The organism is Parabacteroides goldsteinii (genome assembly GCF_020091425.1).
In the GTDB taxonomy this organism is placed as follows: domain Bacteria; phylum Bacteroidota; class Bacteroidia; order Bacteroidales; family Tannerellaceae; genus Parabacteroides; species Parabacteroides goldsteinii.
The window spans coordinates 6,255,238-6,274,447 of sequence record NZ_CP081906.1; the positions used below are offsets into that span (position 1 = coordinate 6,255,238).

At 47.9% G+C, this 19,210-nt stretch carries 15 protein-coding genes; 2 read left to right on the forward strand and 13 right to left on the reverse strand.

Translation table 11 applies throughout. The features are described 5' to 3' along the window. The first annotated feature begins 78 nt into the window (after positions 1 to 78). Positions 79 to 777 (forward strand): M48 family metallopeptidase, encoded by a 699-nt coding sequence (locus K6V26_RS25680; protein WP_009859900.1) that lies wholly within the window; start codon positions 79 to 81, stop codon positions 775 to 777. Positions 778 to 830: 53 nt separating this feature from the next. Here the strand turns inward: K6V26_RS25680 and sov are convergent, their stop codons facing one another. From sov to K6V26_RS25715, 7 genes are all read right to left on the reverse strand, one after another. Beyond that, positions 831 to 8,330: a T9SS outer membrane translocon Sov/SprA gene (gene sov, locus K6V26_RS25685; protein WP_224264209.1), complete on the reverse strand. Its 7,500-nt coding sequence runs from the start codon at positions 8,328 to 8,330 to the stop codon at positions 831 to 833. A 60-nt stretch (positions 8,331 to 8,390) separates the two neighbouring features. Beyond that, complete coding sequence (gene ruvA, locus K6V26_RS25690; protein ID WP_009859898.1) at positions 8,391 to 8,981, reverse strand: Holliday junction branch migration protein RuvA; 591 nt, start codon at positions 8,979 to 8,981, stop codon at positions 8,391 to 8,393. A gap of 93 nt (positions 8,982 to 9,074) precedes the next feature. Next, a complete protein-coding gene (locus tag K6V26_RS25695; RefSeq protein WP_224264210.1) occupies positions 9,075 to 9,962 on the reverse strand; it encodes an SMP-30/gluconolactonase/LRE family protein in 888 nt (295 codons plus the stop codon). Positions 9,963 to 9,974: 12 nt separating this feature from the next. Then, entirely contained in the window at positions 9,975 to 11,432 is a 1,458-nt protein-coding gene (locus K6V26_RS25700) for a TrkH family potassium uptake protein (RefSeq protein ID WP_044215090.1), read from the reverse strand. 11 nt (positions 11,433 to 11,443) lie between these two features. Beyond that, positions 11,444 to 12,781, reverse strand: a complete 1,338-nt coding sequence (trkA, locus tag K6V26_RS25705; protein WP_009859895.1) for a Trk system potassium transporter TrkA — start codon at positions 12,779 to 12,781, stop codon at positions 11,444 to 11,446. Positions 12,782 to 12,838: 57 nt separating this feature from the next. After that, positions 12,839 to 14,743, reverse strand: a complete 1,905-nt coding sequence (gene dxs / locus K6V26_RS25710) for a 1-deoxy-D-xylulose-5-phosphate synthase (protein WP_224264211.1) — start codon at positions 14,741 to 14,743, stop codon at positions 12,839 to 12,841. Positions 14,744 to 14,815: 72 nt separating this feature from the next. Then, positions 14,816 to 15,388, reverse strand: a complete 573-nt coding sequence (locus tag K6V26_RS25715; protein ID WP_046146144.1) for a Crp/Fnr family transcriptional regulator — start codon at positions 15,386 to 15,388, stop codon at positions 14,816 to 14,818. Between the two features lie 151 nt (positions 15,389 to 15,539). Between K6V26_RS25715 and K6V26_RS25720 the strand changes: the two genes are divergently transcribed. Continuing rightward, positions 15,540 to 15,860 carry a DMT family transporter gene (locus K6V26_RS25720; protein WP_224264212.1) on the forward strand — a complete coding sequence of 107 codons (321 nt, stop codon included), beginning with the start codon at positions 15,540 to 15,542 and terminating at the stop codon, positions 15,858 to 15,860. Positions 15,861 to 15,913: 53 nt separating this feature from the next. On the opposite strand, the gene K6V26_RS25725 is transcribed toward K6V26_RS25720, so the two are convergent. From K6V26_RS25725 to K6V26_RS25750, 6 genes are all read right to left on the reverse strand, one after another. After that, positions 15,914 to 16,372 (reverse strand): hypothetical protein, encoded by a 459-nt coding sequence (locus tag K6V26_RS25725; RefSeq protein WP_224264213.1) that lies wholly within the window; start codon positions 16,370 to 16,372, stop codon positions 15,914 to 15,916. 27 nt (positions 16,373 to 16,399) lie between these two features. After that, positions 16,400 to 16,801, reverse strand: coding sequence for a D-Ala-D-Ala carboxypeptidase family metallohydrolase (locus tag K6V26_RS25730; RefSeq protein WP_224264214.1), 402 nt, complete (start codon positions 16,799 to 16,801; stop codon positions 16,400 to 16,402). Continuing rightward, positions 16,798 to 16,989 carry a hypothetical protein gene (locus K6V26_RS25735; protein WP_028726678.1) on the reverse strand — a complete coding sequence of 64 codons (192 nt, stop codon included), beginning with the start codon at positions 16,987 to 16,989 and terminating at the stop codon, positions 16,798 to 16,800. Before K6V26_RS25735 ends, K6V26_RS25730 begins: the two co-directional genes overlap by 4 nt. A gap of 9 nt (positions 16,990 to 16,998) precedes the next feature. Further along, on the reverse strand, positions 16,999 to 17,208 hold the full coding sequence (locus K6V26_RS25740; RefSeq protein ID WP_044215091.1) for a DUF4248 domain-containing protein: 210 nt from the start codon (positions 17,206 to 17,208) through the stop codon (positions 16,999 to 17,001). 122 nt (positions 17,209 to 17,330) lie between these two features. Then, entirely contained in the window at positions 17,331 to 17,786 is a 456-nt protein-coding gene (locus tag K6V26_RS25745) for an HU family DNA-binding protein (protein ID WP_224264215.1), read from the reverse strand. 123 nt (positions 17,787 to 17,909) lie between these two features. After that, positions 17,910 to 18,374, reverse strand: coding sequence for a hypothetical protein (locus K6V26_RS25750; protein ID WP_224264216.1), 465 nt, complete (start codon positions 18,372 to 18,374; stop codon positions 17,910 to 17,912). Between the last annotated feature and the right edge of the window lie 836 nt (positions 18,375 to 19,210).

Sequence of the window (19,210 nt, forward strand, 5' to 3'; positions counted from 1 at the left end):
TATCTAATACCGGGCGCAAAGATAAGCATTTCTGATGTAATATTATTTGCCTTTAAAGTATTACTTTTGCAGGTAGATATGGAAAAGAAGATATACGACAACGATCTGGGAACCATCCTTCTCCGTACTGCCCCGCGAGCTACCCGTTATACGCTGAAAATATCAAAGGGAATGATCACTGCCACTATGCCGGTCGGGGGTGATGAGGGGAGAATGTTGTCCTTTATTGAAGAGAACCGGCAAAAACTTCTGAACGCTCTGAAAAAGCATCCGGCACGTCCGTTGCTGAATGAAACTGCCAGATTGGAAACAACTACTTTCCTGCTACATATTTTCCGGACGGAACGTGCCAATTTTTATATGAAATTGGACAACAGTATCCTGCATATCGCCTGTCCGCTGGAAACCCGGTTTGAATCGGACGAGGTTCAGCTCATATTGAAAGGTTTTCTGGAGAAGGCATTGCGGCATGAGGCAAAACGTCTGTTGCCGGACCGTCTGAAGACGTTGGCAGACCGGTATAAATTGACTTTCACGAGCGTACGGATCATGAACAGCAAAACCCGCTGGGGAAGTTGCAGTACGCGTAAAAGTATCAATCTCTCTCTTTCGCTCATGTTGCTTCCCTGGCATCTGATCGATTACGTCCTGCTTCACGAACTTTGCCATACGGTGGAGATGAACCACAGCGACCGTTTCTGGAAACTCCTGAATGAGATAACGGAAAACAGGGCGTTAATGCTCCGTCAGGAGTTGAAGAAATACTCCATATTGTAGCATCTTCCTCCTTCACGCTTTATGCGCCGGGAGGCACCGGTGTTGTATTGCGTTTACTGTGCCAGTGAGAACCGTAATGCAACACCGTAGTTGGAGTTGGATGTCGGATAAGATGCATTCGAGATCAGCGGCTCATTGATCTGCAAGTCATAGAAAGCACGCAGTGTCAGTGCACGGCTCAATCCGTAATCGGCTGAGAACTGGATCGTTTTGGCAATGTTACCGCTGGTTGCCTGTGTGAAGCTATCCTCGATCTTACGGATCAATGACTGCATCTTGTTGTATGAGAAGTCCAGACGCACGGTCAGGTCATTGCTGAAATCACGCGTTTTCTTCATCTTCAATATCTTGTTGAACTCGGCGAACTTATATCCCAGTCCTATGGTGTACTTATTAGATAGTGCTTCCACAATCTGGTAAGACGAGATATTCAGGTTCAGATTACGCGTTGTCGTGTAATCGGCACGGATCGTGATATTGTTCAACATGGTCGCATCCACTCCCAGCAACGGGCTGAAACTCTCCGTCAGGCTGACGGAAGAGATGGAGTAAGGTGAAGACGGGATAGGAGCTTCGGAAGCATTCTGTGTAAATCCGAGGTTGTCACCCAGTCCGGCATCCACCCAGGTCGAATAAGTTTCGTAGGCACCGACATTGTAAGTACAGCGATACTGATGGGTCAGCATGACCGACTTGAAATGTTTCTTTATGGCCGGAATGCGGATCAGTCCGTCGTAGGTGATACGCCAGTTCGGCAGCATGCTGCGGATAGCCGGGAACGGGGAGGATGAAATCTTATTAGGATCTTTCCCTGTATAAGCGGCCAGGAAGGCCGGGATCAGTACATCGGCCGAGTTATGGCTGACTCCGCCGCCATGTTCTTTATTATATTCTTTACCTCCGTATTGAGATTGTCCCAGGAAACCGGAATTCGGATAGGTTGTTCCTGTATAGCGGCTTTCGAGGCGGTTCGCAATAGTCTCACGGTATTCGATAAACTTATTGAATGTTTCCGATGCATAGTTATTACTTGCATTGCCGACGCCTTTGAAGAAACTACCCAATGCGACAGTCGTCATCGTAAAGTTTCCTCCGGCCAGTTCCGGCATACCGGGATACATATATTGTATATCGGTGTTGCGGGTATCGACGCGGTTGGCATTCAGGTCGATCTTCAGTCCGGTGATAGGCTCCAGGTTCGCCCGGATATTCAGGTTTTTGGCACTGCTCATGACGGCCGGATTGACGTTGCTGGTGTTTTCAACCAGCCAGCCACGGTCTTTGGCGTCGTAGAGGAAGTCACGGTTTACGGCTCCGAAAGCAAAGCCAAGTCCCGGTGTCAGGCCGAAAGGCGAGCGGCCCTGTCCGAAGATATCACCGATCATTGGGGAGAATCCCGGAACCGACATACCGTCGGTCGTCGCATACTGGATATTGATACGGCGTATCATCATCAGGAAGCGGCTGCCATATTCTGCCGTTTTGTACAGGAAGTCTTCCGTCGCTTTCGGACCCGGCTTGATAGTTAGTTTCAAATGAGCCGTATCCTGGTTCAGGATCATTACCTGTGCAAAGTTGATCGGTTTGTATTTGATGGCATAGACTTTGCCGTCGGCTCCGCGGGCGGTGATGCGCACCTTCTTGGTGAACATACCGTGCTGTACGACTGTTCCGCTGTCCATATTCAGTTGGATATCTCTTTCCAGTTTGATCTCTTTCTGTTCTTTCTTTTTGGTCGTGGTACGGGTGGCCGAGAACTTCTGGTTCACTTTCTTCAGGAACTTGTTCTTGTTGTAAAGCGATTGCAAGTTCAGGCTACCCTGCCAGTCGATCTGGCGCTGGTTGGTAATCGTGTTACCGAGCTCATATTCGGTGTTGGTAATGGCTCCACGGTCCCAGTTGTATTGCGCGTTGTAAGTGACGGAACTGTTTACCCAATCCAATACCGGGATATACTGTAACGGCATATTCCAGGTCACGTTGAATGTCTGGTCGTATTTCAAAGGCGTACCCAGGTCGGCGATGCTTTGTTTTACGGAATCTTTCCAGACCTGGTATTGGTCAGGGGCGAGTTCTTTGTTCACCTGTACATACGGCTCTTCGATCCGGGCATTTGTTCCGGAGGTAAAGGTCATGTTCAGGCTGTTTGTGAAGTCCCAGCGCAGGCTGAAAGCACGGTCCCAGTAGAACTCGGAGCTGAAGGTCACTTCCGGTTTGTAGCCGGTGTTTTCGAGGTCGCGCAGTTGCATTTCGTTATAGTTACGCATCATGGCAGTCTGGAAACTGATGTTCGACGGCAGGTAGTTCAGGCTGAACTGCTTGATGTAACGGGTGTAACCGTTGTTTTTCTTCAGCTTCTGGAACGGGCGGAACGGTTTCGCATACGGTGTGTAGTTGTAGGCGAAGTTACCGCGGTAATCCTTGGTCGTTTCATATTCCGTTTCCGGATTCTGCGTTTTCGTCTGGCTGAATGAATAGCCGATCGAGAAGTTTGCCGGGTCGTAAGGCATCGGGGTCTTGCTACGGATATCCGCTCTTACGTTATTGAATGAGATACTCTTGATGACGGTCTGGTCGACAGCCATACTCTTGATAGAGTCTTTTTCGGCTTTCGTGTCGACAGCGTCCAGGGCGTCACTCAGTTTAATATCCTGATCGAGCGGGTTATATTTTGCTTTTGTCTGATCCTTGGAGTAGGCATAATACATCGGGATGCTGACCTTCGCTTTTTCCGGGAAGAATTTACCCCATTCGATGGTCGTAGCCACGTTGTATTGTGTGAAGTCGTCGATGCGGCGTTCTGCCAGTGACTGGTCGAGGGCACCGAAACCAGCTGTTTCGATACGTCCGCCCACATTGACCGTACCCAAGTCGGAGACAGCCACGTTCAGGTTGGCGTTGGCCGCCCAACCGCCTTCTTCGTTAAACTCGCTCAGACGGAGTTCATTTATCCAGACTTCACCGCTTTTAACTACATTTTGTCGGTTACGGACACCGATCATGATCGTTTTTACCTCCGAGAGGCTCGGGTTACCTACGATGCTGATCGTGTTGCCATTCTCGTCCATTTCTGAATAGACGGTATTGAATGTAATACCTTTGTCTCCTGCCCGTTTCTTCTTGTTGCGGCTTAGTTTAAGGTTGGTCAATACTTCAAGACGGAAGTCAAGCATGTTTTCCGCCGGCCAGATTTCTACGGCCTCATAAGATCCTTTTACCGGGGTAACTTTCAGCGGAACTTCATATTCGTAGTAATTATTTTTATAGTCGGAACCTAAGCGAATGAATACAGACAAATCTCCATTGGCAAGGGATGTGTAATTATCCGCATCTTCAGGCAATGCTTCTGCGTGGGTAAACAGTTGTAACCGTTTGTATTGACGCAGATCGTAATAAGTATTCTTGTAAACGGCACGTGCGTCCTTGGCAGCCAGGTCACTGACCTTCATGGATAATGCCTGTTCGTTCTGACGAGTCAGTTGAGGCTGGCTAGGGTCAGCAACACGGCTTACTCCCGGAGGTGTCATGTAAGGAATAGGAGTCCGTCGGCTGTTTTCTTCTATATTTACAGAAGATACTTCGAGTGTACCATTGAATAATGGCGGAACTTTCGGGTCGGACAGATCCTGCTCGTATGAACGCCATTCACCGCGTACCAGTTCGAATGTTCCGAAACGCAGTACGGTCGGTTTAGAGAATTGCGTCATATACATACGCATAAAGCGAATGCTCTTGAAGTCGCTGATAGCTCCGACAGTACGGTTGTATTGCTTAACAGGGATTTTGAATAGGTACCATTTGGCCGGATTGTTTCTGTTGTTATTTTCGTTATCCCCATTTGGTAATTTGGGATAGGTCGTTTTCATATCCACAATGAAGTTCTTCCCTACTTTCAGGTCTTCCGGACGAATAGATACTTTATATTCGAAATACTTTTCGTTCTTGTTCATGGTGTTATCCTGATTCAGGTCTTCCACATCCGGATTTTTGGAGGCGGATGTGTCGTAACGTTCTCCTGAAGTTCCGCTTTCGGCGGAGTTGCCTTCAGTACCATTGTAACGTTTGTAACGGTTTAAGATACTGACAGTGTCTCTGTCTAATTCCGTACCACGGAAATAACGGTATTTGTCAGTACCCGGATTCCGCAGAGGAGAGTATTCATCTTGTAACATTGCATCTATTAACTCCGGCGATAACTTTGTCATAAGTTTTTCAATAAACTCCTTGTATGCCGGATAATCCCGTTCTTCCTCTGCCGACAAACCGTTGAGTCCGACGTCCTGTCTTGCACGTGCGCCTGACGTATTGTCGAAGGCATAGACTGTGCTCTGCTGCTTCGGAACAAGTCCCCAGACAGTGGAATCTACCCTGCTTCTGTCACCATCGATAGGTAATCCGTTTTCATAGAATTTCTTTCCGTCTTTCAGGACGTCTTCCGATATTTCGCCCAGGTTGAAATACAGGTCACCGCCTTTAGCCGTAATACCTTCTTGTTCTTCATAGAGATAAGGGTCGAGCATCCAGAATTCGATGTATTCGATATTGGCTGTTTCGAAGTCGCTTTGGTCGATCTTACGCATGATACCGCCCCAGCGATTTTCCGGCTTTTGTAATGTTCCGTCAGGATTGACAAAGTCGGCATCCAGGTTGTACGGACCACGTTCATTCGGGTAATAAGCTAGGTTGAGCGCCTGGATCGTACTTGTTTCATTGTAACCCTGGTCTCTGTCCGGGAACAATTCGTCTACATAAATGGCGCGGACGTAATGGTTGGATAATTGTTCTTTATCATTACGGATATGCGTCGGAGCCTGACTGGAATTTTTACGGTTGAATAACCCGTCCACATAATACCATGCCAGCAGTGCACGGTTTTTACCATATTCTATATCGTTTGTTTTGCTTGCTTCTGGGAAAAGGGCATTAGCGCTATTATCCCAAGGCACGCTGGCGAGTTTCCACGGATACGGGTTCAGCAGGTCGAAGCCGCTTTGTGTCGATTCGAAATCGTCCAGATAAGAGTAGCCTCCGCTATATTTGTTCTCATAATGGCCGGCTATCAGATGGGCAAATTCTCCGGTGAATGCTATCTGGCTGGGTTTTGTCAGGTTCAGCAACGGCAGTTTGTCAAATGTGTTTGTCAGCCATTGGCTTTCCGATTTGTAGGCGATGTTGAATCCCCACAAGGTGTTTTTGATGGATTCGTCGCCAAATACCGTTTTAGTAGTCAACGGCATTTCTGACATGTGCATAATGGTGGCCCCCAGCGAGAAGTCGGGATTGAACTGGTAGTTGAGGTCCAGTCCCATCATTGTTTTTCGCTGCATATTGTAGGCCGTCTGGTTTTCCAGCGAAACGCTGACAGGAGTTCCGGCAGCAATGATACTTTCATTCAGGATAGTAACGGTTCCCGACGTATAATCGACCGTATAGTCCACATTTTCCGTCAGTGTGGCACCTGCTGCCGTTACGCGTACCGAACCGCGTGCCACGTTGCTGGCTCCCAATTGTATTTCGGATGCGGAAGAGGCCTTATATTCTCCCCGCATGATGAATTTGTTTTTTTCAGCGATCTGACGGGCGGCTGTCTGGGTCGTATCGTATAATTCCTGAAATACATATTTATCGGCAATTGCCGGGCTGACAACTTTTTCCAGTTTCTCTTTCAGGCTGGAACCGAAAGGTTCGATGGTCGGGAAAATCACCCTACCGGTGGACGCTTGTACGGTGTATCCTTCCACAAAGTCGAAATATCCGTCCGGATGCGATTCGTTCTGAGCGTTCAGGCGGTCTGCTCCCATCAGGCGTATCCAGATTTGTCTGGACAACGTGTCGGTACGTGCTTCCGGCAGATAGTTTATATAAGTACCGGTCGTATCGCTTTGGTACATGACATCCAGACGGAACTTTTCTTTCTGGACAGAGTAAGCACCCAGGGAATAGATATTCTTCATCATCAAATCCCAATATTTCATGGGGGGAGACATATTCGTGCCTCTCAGTAACTTCACATACAGGCAGTTGCTGGGATTTGTCGGATTGCTGTCGGAAAACTCGCCGACTCTTCCTGTCCGTTTTCCACTGGCATCGGAATATTCATATTCAAAGGCCACGGCCAGCATCTGTCCTTCCTGTAAACTCATATTCAAGGACAGATATCCCAGTTGTTTGTCGTAGATATATTCGGAGTTCGGATCCAGCAAGCGGGCATTCTCTATGGCTTCATATTCGGAACCTCCGGTGAATCCGGTTAATACGCTTTCTACATCGCTGATTTGGCGGGCGCCGGAATAGGTGGTGGTCATTTGGTTGTATAGGTCATTCGCATTATTGGCAGGATATGATCCGTCCTTAATCGGGAATGCACCGGGATTTGCCATATAGGCTGCGTCGTTTTCACCGATGTCGGTAAAAGCGACGATGTTACGAGCCTGGTCGTAGTTACCTCTTGTGTTGGTCACCCAAACTTCCAGTCGGGTAATATTCAGAGTTGCTTTTATCTGAGGCAATTGGCTGACAGCGTCGTTGTATCTGTTCCGGAAGTAGTGCGCCAGGAAGAAGTGACGGTTCGCATCATACTCGTCGATCTTCAGTTCAAAATCCTTGGTCTGTACGCCACCTTTGGAGTTTACCGTTTTTGATTCCGAGTTCTGCTGTGCGAACAACGCGTTCACCCTCAGTTTACCGAACTGAAGGTCTGCTTTCATACCGAACAAGGCAGCTCCGCCGTTGATCAGCGAGTTGCTTGTCGTCATCGACACGTTACCGGCTTCCAGTGATTTGATGATCTCATCCTCTTCGCCCGTATAAGCCAGTTTCAGCTTTTTGGAATCGAAGTCGAAAGAGGTTTCCGTATTGTAGTTCATGTCGAAATTCACTTTCGAACCGACGGAGGCCTGTACATTCAACTGCACACTTTCGTCGAAGTTGAAAATGGTATTGCTGCGGGCGCGTTCGGGGAGTGAAGGGTCTTTCGTGCTGTTCCGCTTCAAGCCTAATGTGACTTCGGCCGACCCTTGTGTCTTTACACGTACACCTCCGGGACCGAATATACGTTCTGCCGCACCGATACCGAACTGCATATCTGCCAGGTTAAACTTCTTGTCTGCTTCCTTCTGAAACTCTTCTTCGTTTTTCTGGCGGTAGTAAGAACGGAGCGATTCCTGCATGCTGTATTTCTGATATTCTTCCGGACTCAGGTCGATCGGAGTGATCAGGTCTTTCTCCCCTAAACGGGAGCGGACAACATATCGTCCGGTCCTGATATCGTATTCAACGAAGGTTTTCACGTTTTCCGGATCGCGTAAATCTACCGGGGATTTTTTCAAGAGGTCTTTATAGGTTTCATCACCCTCCGGCACGGTTTTGGATACCGGATAGCGGGTTGCCGGGACAGTATCCTTCCCGTCGGGCATGTCATCTTGTCCTTCAAGCAACTGGATATCCGGCAAGGACGCCGTATAAGTCAGGTAATTGGCATTCAGCGAGAGCATGCCGATCCCGAATAGCAGTATTGTAACCCAGATAAGATATTTAAGAGTCTTCTTTTTCATTTTAAACTGTCAACTGTCACTTGTAAGGGCGGTTCGCGAACAGCCCCTACCTGTCAACTATTAAAGCATTCTGAGTGCACTTTTTATCACTTGTTCCACAGCCAGCATCGGCGAGGTTTTCAGTATTGAACTGACTGCCTTTTGTGAAGCAGCCTTTTGGAATCCCAACATAACCAGGGCGGCCACCGCTTCTTCGGCCACCGCACCGTTTCCTGCCGTGGCAGCCGTTCCCGTCCCAACCATCGAATCGCCGGCTTTCACCTTGTTTTTCAGGTCGACCAGGATGCGCTGGGCTGTTTTCTGTCCGATGCCTTTTACCGAGGTCAGCGCCGTTTCGTTTTTGTTGGCGATAACCTGGATCAGTTCGGAAGGAGGAAGAGATGACAGGATCATACGTGCCGTATTAGGACCGACACCGGATACCGATGTCAGTAATAAAAACAACTCGCGTTCAACCTTTTGGGCGAAACCGAACAGCAGGTGGGCATCTTCACGTATTACTTCATATACGTAAATTTTCCCGGTTGGTTTACCGCTGAATGCGCTGTATGTGGTCAGAGATATGTTAAGTTCGTAGCCAATCCCTGCACATTCGATGATCATCTGTGTGGGAGTCAGTTCTACGATATCCCCCTTAATATATTCTATCATTTTGCGTCTCTTCTAGTTATTCGTACCTATTATAACGCAAAATTAAGCAAAAGCGTATATCAGACCTAAAGAAATATTCAAATAGGTGAATAATTATTCTCTTCCCGGATGTTCGGCAGTGAAGGTTTCGAAGCAGCCGCGATCTTGCAGGGTGACATAGCAGCGGCGGTTGTCAGGACCTCCGAATGTGATGTTGGAGGGCTTTTTGCCTTTCAGTTGTATTTCGCGGATCAGCTTGCCCTTCGGATTTATAACGGCTACCGTTCCTTTGTCGTAGCGGCAGAGATACAGGTTGCCTTTCACATCGCAACGGATTCCGTCCATGCCGAAGCCTTCGAAGGTGTGGAAAAGCCGTTTGTTTTTGAGTGTCCCGTCCGGCTTGATATCATAGATCCATACTTTGAGTTGTGCAGACTCGTTAACATAAAGTTTTTTACCGTCCGGGCTGACATCGATACCGTTGGTCGTCCCCATATCGCTTTCCAGCAGAGTCACTTTACCGTCGGGAGTGATCAGCCAGAGTTGCCCTTTCTGGTTCGGCCAGTCCGGATCGCTGGCATAGAGATTGCCGCCCGGGGCGAGGGCGATGTCGTTGGGCTGGTTCATCCGGGACTCATGTGCATACGTGCTGATCGCTTTGGTCTGCATGTCGACTTTCAGGATGTTATGACCGGTGTAATCGGCAACCAGCATGTCTCCAGCCTTGTTGAAGCGGATGCCGTTGCCTGTCGAACCTTCGGGGAGCGTCACGAAACATTCGTGCGAGCCGTCCGGACGTACAATGCCTATCGTTCCTTCTTTTCCGTAGTTAACGGCATACAGATTGCCGGCTTTGTCGGTGGCCGGACCTTCTATTCCGTTGGTGAAAGTACCTTCCGGCAGTAAATCGGCTGTTTCCCGCTGTGCGGAGGTTTGTGCGCCGGCTGCCAGTCCTGCGAACAGGCAACTCATGATTGTAAGGAACATTGTACGTGTTTTCATATCAAATCTATTTTATTGTTTCCAGAATCCCGGAACAAGTAATGTCAATACAGTAAATATCTCCAAACGTCCTGTCATCATCAGTAAGGAAAGGAACCATTTGGATACCACCGGAACTTCCGAGAAGTTGTCTACCGGCCCCAGTTTGCCCAGTCCCGGCCCGACATTGCTGATGGCTGAGACGGCAGCACCGATCGACTCTTCAAAGCCCAACCCGTCGAGCATCAGCACGGCACAGCTGAGTACGATCAGTGACATATAGGCAAAAGCGAAAGCCAGTACGCGGTGTACGACCTCGCCGGATACGATATGTGAATCCATCCTTACCGGGATAATGGCATGCGGATGGGTTTGTTTCTTGAATTCGTTGAACAGGTTTTTGGAAAGGATCACGAAACGTCCCATCTTCAGCCCTCCGCAGGTCGAGCCAGCGCAACCGCAGATGAACATCAGTATCAGGGCGATCATCCAGAAGAAAGGTCCCCAGGGAATATAATTCTCTGTCGCGAAGCCGCAGGTCGAAACCAGCGTAACCACCTGGAATGCTGCCTGCCGGAAAGCTGTCGGGAAGTCTGTAAAGAATCCGTGATACATGATCCAGCCGGTTGTTATTCCCGTCATGATCAGGACAAACCAGAAGAACCAGCGAAACTCTTCATCGAAAAACAACTTCTTTATATTCCCGTTCAGGCAGAAATAGATCAGGGTGATATTAGTTGCCCCGATAAACATAAATATCGTGATAACATATTCTATATAAGCCGAATGCCAATAAGCGATACTGGCGTTCTTGGTGGAATAACCGCCGGTAGAAATCGCAGTCAAGGCATGGTTTACCGCGTCATATAAATTCATCGGGCCTATCCATAACAACCCGATCAGCAGGACGGTAAGGAACACGTAAACACCCCACAGGCGTTTGGCGACCTGTGTTACACGCGGACGGAACCGCTCGTGTGTGATCCCCGGCGTTTCGGCATTAAACATCTGTGTCGCTCCGCCTCCCAGGATAGGCATCAACGCTACGGTAAATACGATCATACCGATACCTCCCTGCCATTGGGTGAGGCTTCGCCAGAACAGGACGCCTTTAGGCAGAGCTTCTATATCGGTGAGAATGGTCGATCCGGTGGTCGTGAACCCCGACATGGTTTCAAAGAAAGCATCCGTTATATTGTCGATATATCCTCCCAGGTAGAAAGGCAACATTCCCAGCAACGAGAGCAGCAACCAGGTAAGCGTAACCGTCAGCATCCCTTCCCGTCGGCCGGCTGTGTATTCGTTTGCACGGAAACCGATGGCATAGAGCGATATGCCGACCCCGAACAGGATTCCGCTGGAGATAAGCAACGGGTAGAAATCGCCTCCTTTGTACAGGAAAGCGACCACTGTTGCCATCAGCATAAACAGTGTTTCGAGGATGCACATCATCCCCAGCATTTTTATTATGAAACGTATATTCAGTAACATACTAAAACATACTAATTAAAATAATCTTCCAGTTTACGCATGGCAGTCTCCAGGCAGAATACCACCACGTGGTCGTATGCCTGTATCTGTGTGTCACCCTTAATCATCATCGGTTCTCCGTCGCGTATTAGTCCGCCCAGCGTCAGGTCTTTCGGCAGGTGCAGGTCTTTCACCTGTTTGCGGGTGATCTTCGAATCGGGGCGTGCCACCAACTCGGCCACGTCGGCATTGGCAAAGGTCAGGAACTTCACGTTCGACACGTCGGCATCCAGCAGGAACTGATAGATATGACTGGCGGCAATCAGCTTCTTGTTGATTACCGAACCGATATCCATATTCTCGGCCAGCGGGATATAGTCGATATTCTCGATCTTGGCGACTGTTTTGAATACGCCGAAACGTTTGGCAGCCAGGCAAGCCAGGATATTCGTACTCGAATTGTCTGTCAAAGCGACAAACGCCTGTGCGTCTTTGATCCCTTCCTGCATCAGTAGCTCCGTGTCGCGTCCGTCTCCGTTGATGATCAGGACATTGCTCGGCACTACCTCGGCTATGCGGTGACTTTTCTCTTTGTTTGTTTCCAGTATCTTTACGCGGATATTATTCGGCAGATACTGGCTGGTGCGGATAGCGATGCGACTGCCTCCCATGATAAAGATTTTCTTTACTTCCGGGTCTTTTTTGCCGGCATGCATCTGCACGTCTTTGATATGTTCTTTGGTCGTCGTAAAGAAAACGATATCGCCGGGCAGGACAAGGTCGGTACCGCGGGGGATAATCGTTTCATATTGCCGTTTGATGGCAACGATATGGTACAGCTTCTGTTCGTTCAGCAGTTCGGCCAGTTGTTTGTTCACCAGGCGGGAGTTTTCGCGAACCTTCACCCCGATCAGGATCAGGGCTCCTCCGAACAGTTCCCAGTACTGGCGTGTCCACGGGCGGCGTATCGCGTTGACGATCTCTTTGGCTGCCAACATTTCCGGATAGATCATCGAGTGGATGCCCAGCTTTTCGAACAGTTCTTTGTTTTTAGGCAACAGATATTCGTAGTTGTTGATACGTGCCAGAGTTTTGCGTGCTCCCAGCTTGGAGGCCAGGATACTTGCCGCAATATTCGTTGTCTCTTCCGGAGTAACGCTGACGAACAGGTCTGTTTTCTTTATGCCGGCTTCTTCCAGGTCGCGGATCGAAGTCGGATTACCAACCATAGGAAGTATCTCCATATTGGTGTTGGTGATGTTCAACCGTTCCTCACTCGGGTCCATCAGGATGATATCCTGTTTTTCCTGCGATAACATCTTTGCAAGATGCGTACCCACTTCGCCTGCCCCGGCAATAATAATCTTCATTTTATCAATTGTTACTCATTCCACCTGCCGCATCGTCCGGCAAATCGTCATTAATAATTAATCGTTCATCATCTTTCGGATTTCTCCGGCTATGCTGCCGGCATCCAGGCCGCACAATTTGTACAACTCGGGGATCGACCCGTGTTCAATGAATGTGTCGGATATACCGATGCGTTTCACCCGCGGAGTATATCCGTTGTCTGCCATAAATTCAAGAACCGCACTACCCAGTCCGCCTTTTACTACACCGTTCTCTACGGTAATGACGCGTTTGAACTTTTTGCCTATTTCGTCCAGTAATTCTTCATCGATCGGCTTCAGGTAAATCATGTCATAATGTGCAACCGATATTCCTTCACCGGCTACTTCTTCAATTGCTTTTATCACTTCGTTTCCAATCGGTCCGATAGATAAAACAGCTATATCGTCTCCTTCGCTCAATTTCTTTCCTTTTCCGATGGGCAGGACATGCATTTCGTTACGCCAGTCCTTTTTCTCGCCTTTTCCCCGCGGGTAACGGATTACGAACGTGCCCGTAGCCTCCTTGTAGCCCGTGTACATCAGGTTTCGCAAATCCAACTCGTTGAGTGGCGAGGCGATCGTCAGGTTGGGTATCGGACGGAGGTAAGCCAGGTCGAACACCCCGTGATGCGTGGCGCCGTCTTCGCCGACCAGTCCGGCACGGTCCAGGCAGATCACCATATGCAGTTTTTGCAGGGCGACGTCGTGTATCAGGTTATCGTATGCCCGCTGCATGAAAGAGGAGTAGACATTGCAGAACGGGATCATCCCTTCTTTCGCCAGTCCGGCGGAGAAAGTCACCGAGTGACCTTCGGCTATCCCGACATCGAAGGCCCGTTGAGGGAATGCCTTCATCATATAGATCATGGAGCTTCCGGTCGGCATGGCGGGAGTGATACCCACGATCCGCTCATCCTTTTCCGCCAGTTCCACCAGCGTATGTCCGAAGACGTCCTGATACAATTGCGGCTCATCCAGGTTGTGCACGATGATGCGCTGGCCTGTTTCCTTGTTGAATTTGCCCGGTGCATGCCATTCGGTAGCCGATTCCTCGGCAGGCTTGAACCCTTTTCCTTTCTTTGTCTTGATATGCAGCAGCTTGGGGCCTTGCAAGTCTTTTATATCGTTCAGCAGCTTTATCATGTAGTTCACATCGTGCCCATCTACGGGGCCGAAGTAACGGATGCTGAAACCTTCAAACAGATTATGTTGCTGGGTGAGCAGTGCTTTCAGGCTGTTGTTGAAGCGCAGGATATTCCCCCGGCGGTCATTGTTGATGAGCTTCATCTTCCGCAGGCCGCGGTACACGTCGTAACGCATTTTGTTGTAAGCCTGGCTGGTCGTGATGTCAACCAGATACTGGCTCAATCCTCCGACGCAGTTGTCGATAGCCATATCGTTGTCGTTGAGGATAATCAGCAGGTTGTTGGGGTTGGCAGAGGCATTGTTCAGCCCTTCGAAGGCCAGTCCTCCGGTCATTGCCCCGTCGCCGATCACGGCTATTACGTGGCGGTCGTGTTCCTCCTTCAGCTCCGAGGCGACCGACATACCCATGGCTGCCGAAATGGAGTTGGAGGCATGTCCGGCAATGAAAGCGTCATACTCACTTTCTCCCGGGTTGGGGAAACCGCTGATTCCTTTGAATTTCCGGAGCGTATGGAAAGCCTCCCTGCGTCCGGTCAGGATTTTGTGCCCGTAAGCCTGATGTCCGACGTCCCAAACGATCCGGTCGTAGGGCGTATTGAAGACATAATGCAGGGCGACGGTCAGTTCGACAGTACCGAGGCTGGCTCCCAGATGGCCGGGATTTTCAGAAAGTATATCTATTATGTATTGCCGCAACTCTTCACATACCTCGCCCAATTTCTCCTGAGGCAACTTGCGTAAATCCTCGGGATAATTAATGACGTTTAATATATGTTCATCCTTGCAATCTATCATGTCCGCTAATTTTTGTGGCAAATGTAAAGAATTAACGGCACATAAAATAGTTTTGGCAGCGCATTTTCTATTTTAATACTCCCGTTTTAGCTTCGCCCTTATCCGGCTAAGGCTTACCGGGGTGATTCCCAGATAGGAGGCGAGGCATTCCAGCGGCATTCTTTGCAGTAAATCCGGATTGTCTTTCAGCAGTTCCCTATAACGTTCGGATGCGGTTGTAAACAGGAGGGAGATAAGCCTTTCCTCTGTTTGCAGGAATTCTGTTTCTGCAAATTTGCGTCCCCAGTTGGCGATATGTATATCTTCTTCGAATAACTCATAGAGTTCTTTGCGTTTCAGCATATACAGCACCGAGTTTTCCATCAGTTCGACAGTTTCATATCCTTGCTGGTTGTTCACGTAGCTTTTCAATGAAACGATGGTGCTGCCTTCCCTGCCGATCCAAAAGGTTACTTCTTTGCCGTCGACAGGGATATAAGCTCTTGCAATCCCTTTCTCGATAAAAAACAGATTTGTCTCGGTTTTGCCCGTTTCCAATATGAGGTGGCCTTTAGGATATGTAACCTTTGACAAGAGCCTCTTCAGCTTGTCTACAGAAGATTCCGGCATCGGGTATATTTTGTTTATGATCTCGTGTATATCCATCGGGTATCCAATTGTTTTTACAAAAGTACTAAAAGTTACCTTTGAAAAAGGAATTTGTTTGCAACCTTCTGCCGTTATTTCTTATCAAATGTAAAGAGCCGGTGAGAGGGGGCAGCTTAACTTTGCAGCCAAATTTTAAATGTCGGAGTTTATGAGTTGGATTATATTGATTGTTGCGGGATTATTGGAGGTCTGTTTTGCCTTTTGTCTGGGTAAGACCAAGGAGACGGTAGGGAATGAATATTATCTGTGGGGAATAGGATTTGTAGTCTCCGTAACTCTGAGTATGTATCTTTTGGCAAAAGCGACACAGACTTTACCGATAGGTACAGCTTATCCGGTATGGACCGGTATCGGAGCTGTCGGTACGGTGTTGGTCGGGGTTCTTTTTTTCCATGAACCGGCTACTTTGGGACGGTTATTTTTTATTACGACTTTAATCGTCTCCATCATAGGGTTGAAGATGGTTTGATTTTCTGAATTTTGCGGTTCGGTGAAGGCGAGTATGACCTCTGATATGACTAGTCAGACAGATTTGTGGGGAGAAAATCTGTAGAGTATGATTAATGCGATTATGAGGGAAAATAATGTAGTCAGGTATTTGGGTAAGTCTGATTTCCTCTCTGCCTCTTTTCTGATCTCTTTTGTTTGTTTCGACTGCCTCTCCAATTGTTCCTCATATTGCCAGACGAGCGTTTGCAGACTATCGCAGGTGGCGGAGACGAATAATGTGTCATACAGGAAACGGATTTCAGCGGTTGCCTGTCCGCTTTTTTGGATAAAGGCGGCGCCGGCTGGCAACTCTTTGAGGGCTGTGACCGGAATGGAAAGGTCGGCACGGCTTTCGGGGATTCGGGCCGTTTGAACTGTCAGGCGGCTGGTTTGCAGCAGGCTGTCGGTCTGCTGGTAAAAGGAAGCGGTGTGTTTGCGGCTCGAACAATTTGTGAAAAATAAGATGATGAGAATGAATAGGCTGAATTTCATGGAGGTAATAAAATTGTTTATGCATTTTTATCTGTAAAGTACCTGCCGGCGGTTAAATCCTTCGCGATAAGACAGATGGAGGAACCTTTTGCGTCGGTAGAGGATTGCCTGGTCGAAATCGAGACCGGAGGCTTTCAATATTTCCAGCAGCTTTTCCGGCCCTTCGGCGATGTAGCAGTCGGCCGCTTCGCCTTTCGTATGTTGCGAATTTTTGACTCCGCCGACCAGCAGGTTGACCGTTTCGTTGCGGTAGCCGCTTGTGACGGCGATTGCACTGCCGTAGCGGTTGCGAAGCGGTTGGAGCAGATAGGTCGCGAGGTTTTTTAATGATTGGAAAGCCAGAGGGCCGGGTACGTTTTCAAGACCGTTTTCGACGGCAATCCGGCTGTAAGTAAATTCTTCGAAGGTGAAATTTCTACTAAGGTTCATTGATTTTGTTTGTATTTATAATCGACTCCGAACAGCGCTCCGGCAAACGTTGCAGTCTCACCGAAGGCCACCAGCACACTGTTATGAATCTCTCCCAGCGGAGCCGTCCAGAAGCCGAAAAATAAAAGGAGGATGCCGGCTGCGGTCAGCAGCACGGCAATCCATAATTGTACACTTTGTTTCTTCACTCGGGAAAGTCAGGGTTCGCCCAGAAAATCAAAGACGAGCGTCACCTGTTTAGGAGTTAAAATCTTTTGTCCGTTGTAATAGCCCGCATCTGTGAGGGCCTGCATGAGCGGTTTGTTATACACGAGCCAGCGTTTCAGTTGTACGCCGGCGCTACGGATGCTGCTGTGCGGAAAATACATCGCACTCAGTTCTTTAATAGAAAGCGTTGTTGGTTTCATCGTGATAACAAAGATACGAAAAAGTTGACAGTTGACAAGTGACAGTTGACTGATATTTTCGGCCTTTAGCCGTCTTTTTCAGAGTGCGAAGCGTAACTGTCACCTGTCACCTATTCTGTTGCCTACTCGATTTCTGGTCTGTCGCTGCCTCCACCGCCCCCTTCGGAGCCGCTGCCTTCGTCTTCCTTCTTTTCGGTAGAGGTGAAGGCGACCAGCTTTTTGGTATTACGCAGGGAGGCGCCGGGTGTGAAGATCACACGTGCCCCTTTCACGTCGGCCTGGGTGAACGATTTCTTGTCGCTTGCGCCGTTGCTGGACAACGAGAGGCGGAAATTACCGAACTCGCCTAACTGGACGATACGTCCTGCACGCAGCTCCATGTCGAGGATGAAATTAAGGTTATCCAATACCGCTTTTATGTCGGCGCTGGAAACGGTAGATCGCGCTCCGATCATGACACACAATGTATCCATGTCGGTATGCCCGTTGTAGTCCGGTATCGCATAAATTTTTTCCTGTGCTGCACCGCCTTTCAGGTCGGTCACTTTTCTTGTTACTAATTTGTAGCCCTGGGCCATCGTTTAATTAATTGTTTTTAAGGTTGATACTTTGATGTTTCGTCTGATTGACAATGCAAAGTTACGACCGGTCGGATGGGCGGAGTTGAGTTGTGTGCAGATAGGTGTAGATAAGTCGTTTTTTCAGATAAATTCGAACAAATAACTATCGTTGTTTTCGTCGAGGATGCCGTTTTGATGGAGGACGTCGTAGACGTTTTCGAATGATTTTGTGCCGAAACCTCTGAGGCACTTCAAATGATGCATCTTGAATATTTTGATTTCAACCAACAGTTCTTTGAGCGTACGTATATCTACGGCACATAAACCGAACAGGACACGGTTGTTAAAATCAAACTTGTAAACGGGTTGCAGGAGTATTTTCATCATGTCTTCCAGAAGCATCGGGGTAAGTTCATACCTGTCAACTTCTTCCGGAGGAATATTACCTTTGTTACGCCATGACTCATAAAGTAACGACCGTAACCGATTGTTATCATACTCCAGGGCCATATTTTTTACGGTCAACTGATTTACTAATTCTGTCTGCGCGGAGAGTTGTGCTCGCAACTCGTCTTCCGGTGTTTTGTTTTTACTGTGTTGTGTCATAACGTTATTATATTTAAAATGAACTGCCTATCCTCACGGACGGGCAGTTCTTACTTAACCGACATATAAATTTATCAGGCTATCACCTGAGATTTATACCCCCTCTTTTAAGTATAGTGAGTTCGATAAAGTCAAAAACAATGATCTTTTGTGTAAGATTATAAGATTGAAAGACGGCAGTTTAGGGCATAAAAAAAGCGTGTGACTGCCGCTATTATGGACACACCGGTATTTCCCTTACCTCATCCCCGATAATAGACAACAGCCCACGCCAATATTTATACACATAAGTATATACAACCAGCATGGGCATTTTGTTGCTATTATTCTCGGTATGACTAAAAACTGGGAAATTTCGTGTGCCCAGAATAATATCTTAAAATGCTTAACTTATAATTTATATCATCGTAAATCCGTCACCGCTGTGACTGACCTTCATACGACATTGCAAATATAACCTTTATTTATAAACAAACCTTGTTTATCTAGACTTTTTTCAATCTGACACCTTATTTCTGAAAGCCAGTCTCGAATTTTACATTATCTTCCCTTCCCTGTTTCACTCCATCCGAGTCCGTTTTCAATTTCTCCCGGATGAAATTTGATTTTCTTCCGAAAGAAATTATTTTTTCTCCCGGAAGGGCGTTTTCCTATAAAAAACAACAGCTTTCGCCGGAATGGGGAAATTTACAATAAGTATTTTGGCGATGGCCTATTTTTCGCCGTTGGAATTTAGTGAAAATATATGTATTTAATATAGATGCAATAGTTAATATTAGTAAATATTCGACGAATAAAAATATTTTCATAAAATCGCATATAAATATTGATTATTA

Excerpts from the sequence above, each read along its gene's own strand:
- K6V26_RS25700 (WP_044215090.1), bottom strand. The coding sequence starts at position 11,432 with ATGTTACTGAATATACGTTTCATAATAAAAATGCTGGGGATGATGTGC.
- K6V26_RS25680 (WP_009859900.1), top strand. The coding sequence starts at position 79 with ATGGAAAAGAAGATATACGACAACGATCTGGGAACCATCCTTCTCCGT.
- ruvA (WP_009859898.1), bottom strand. The coding sequence starts at position 8,981 with ATGATAGAATATATTAAGGGGGATATCGTAGAACTGACTCCCACACAG.
- K6V26_RS25745 (WP_224264215.1), bottom strand. The coding sequence starts at position 17,786 with ATGGCCCAGGGCTACAAATTAGTAACAAGAAAAGTGACCGACCTGAAA.
- trkA (WP_009859895.1), bottom strand. The coding sequence starts at position 12,781 with ATGAAGATTATTATTGCCGGGGCAGGCGAAGTGGGTACGCATCTTGCA.
- sov (WP_224264209.1), bottom strand. The coding sequence starts at position 8,330 with ATGAAAAAGAAGACTCTTAAATATCTTATCTGGGTTACAATACTGCTA.
- K6V26_RS25750 (WP_224264216.1), bottom strand. The coding sequence starts at position 18,374 with ATGACACAACACAGTAAAAACAAAACACCGGAAGACGAGTTGCGAGCA.
- dxs (WP_224264211.1), bottom strand. The coding sequence starts at position 14,743 with ATGATAGATTGCAAGGATGAACATATATTAAACGTCATTAATTATCCC.
- K6V26_RS25695 (WP_224264210.1), bottom strand. The coding sequence starts at position 9,962 with ATGAAAACACGTACAATGTTCCTTACAATCATGAGTTGCCTGTTCGCA.
- K6V26_RS25725 (WP_224264213.1), bottom strand. The coding sequence starts at position 16,372 with ATGAAATTCAGCCTATTCATTCTCATCATCTTATTTTTCACAAATTGT.
- K6V26_RS25740 (WP_044215091.1), bottom strand. The coding sequence starts at position 17,208 with ATGAAACCAACAACGCTTTCTATTAAAGAACTGAGTGCGATGTATTTT.
- K6V26_RS25720 (WP_224264212.1), top strand. The coding sequence starts at position 15,540 with ATGAGTTGGATTATATTGATTGTTGCGGGATTATTGGAGGTCTGTTTT.
- K6V26_RS25730 (WP_224264214.1), bottom strand. The coding sequence starts at position 16,801 with ATGAACCTTAGTAGAAATTTCACCTTCGAAGAATTTACTTACAGCCGG.
- K6V26_RS25715 (WP_046146144.1), bottom strand. The coding sequence starts at position 15,388 with ATGGATATACACGAGATCATAAACAAAATATACCCGATGCCGGAATCT.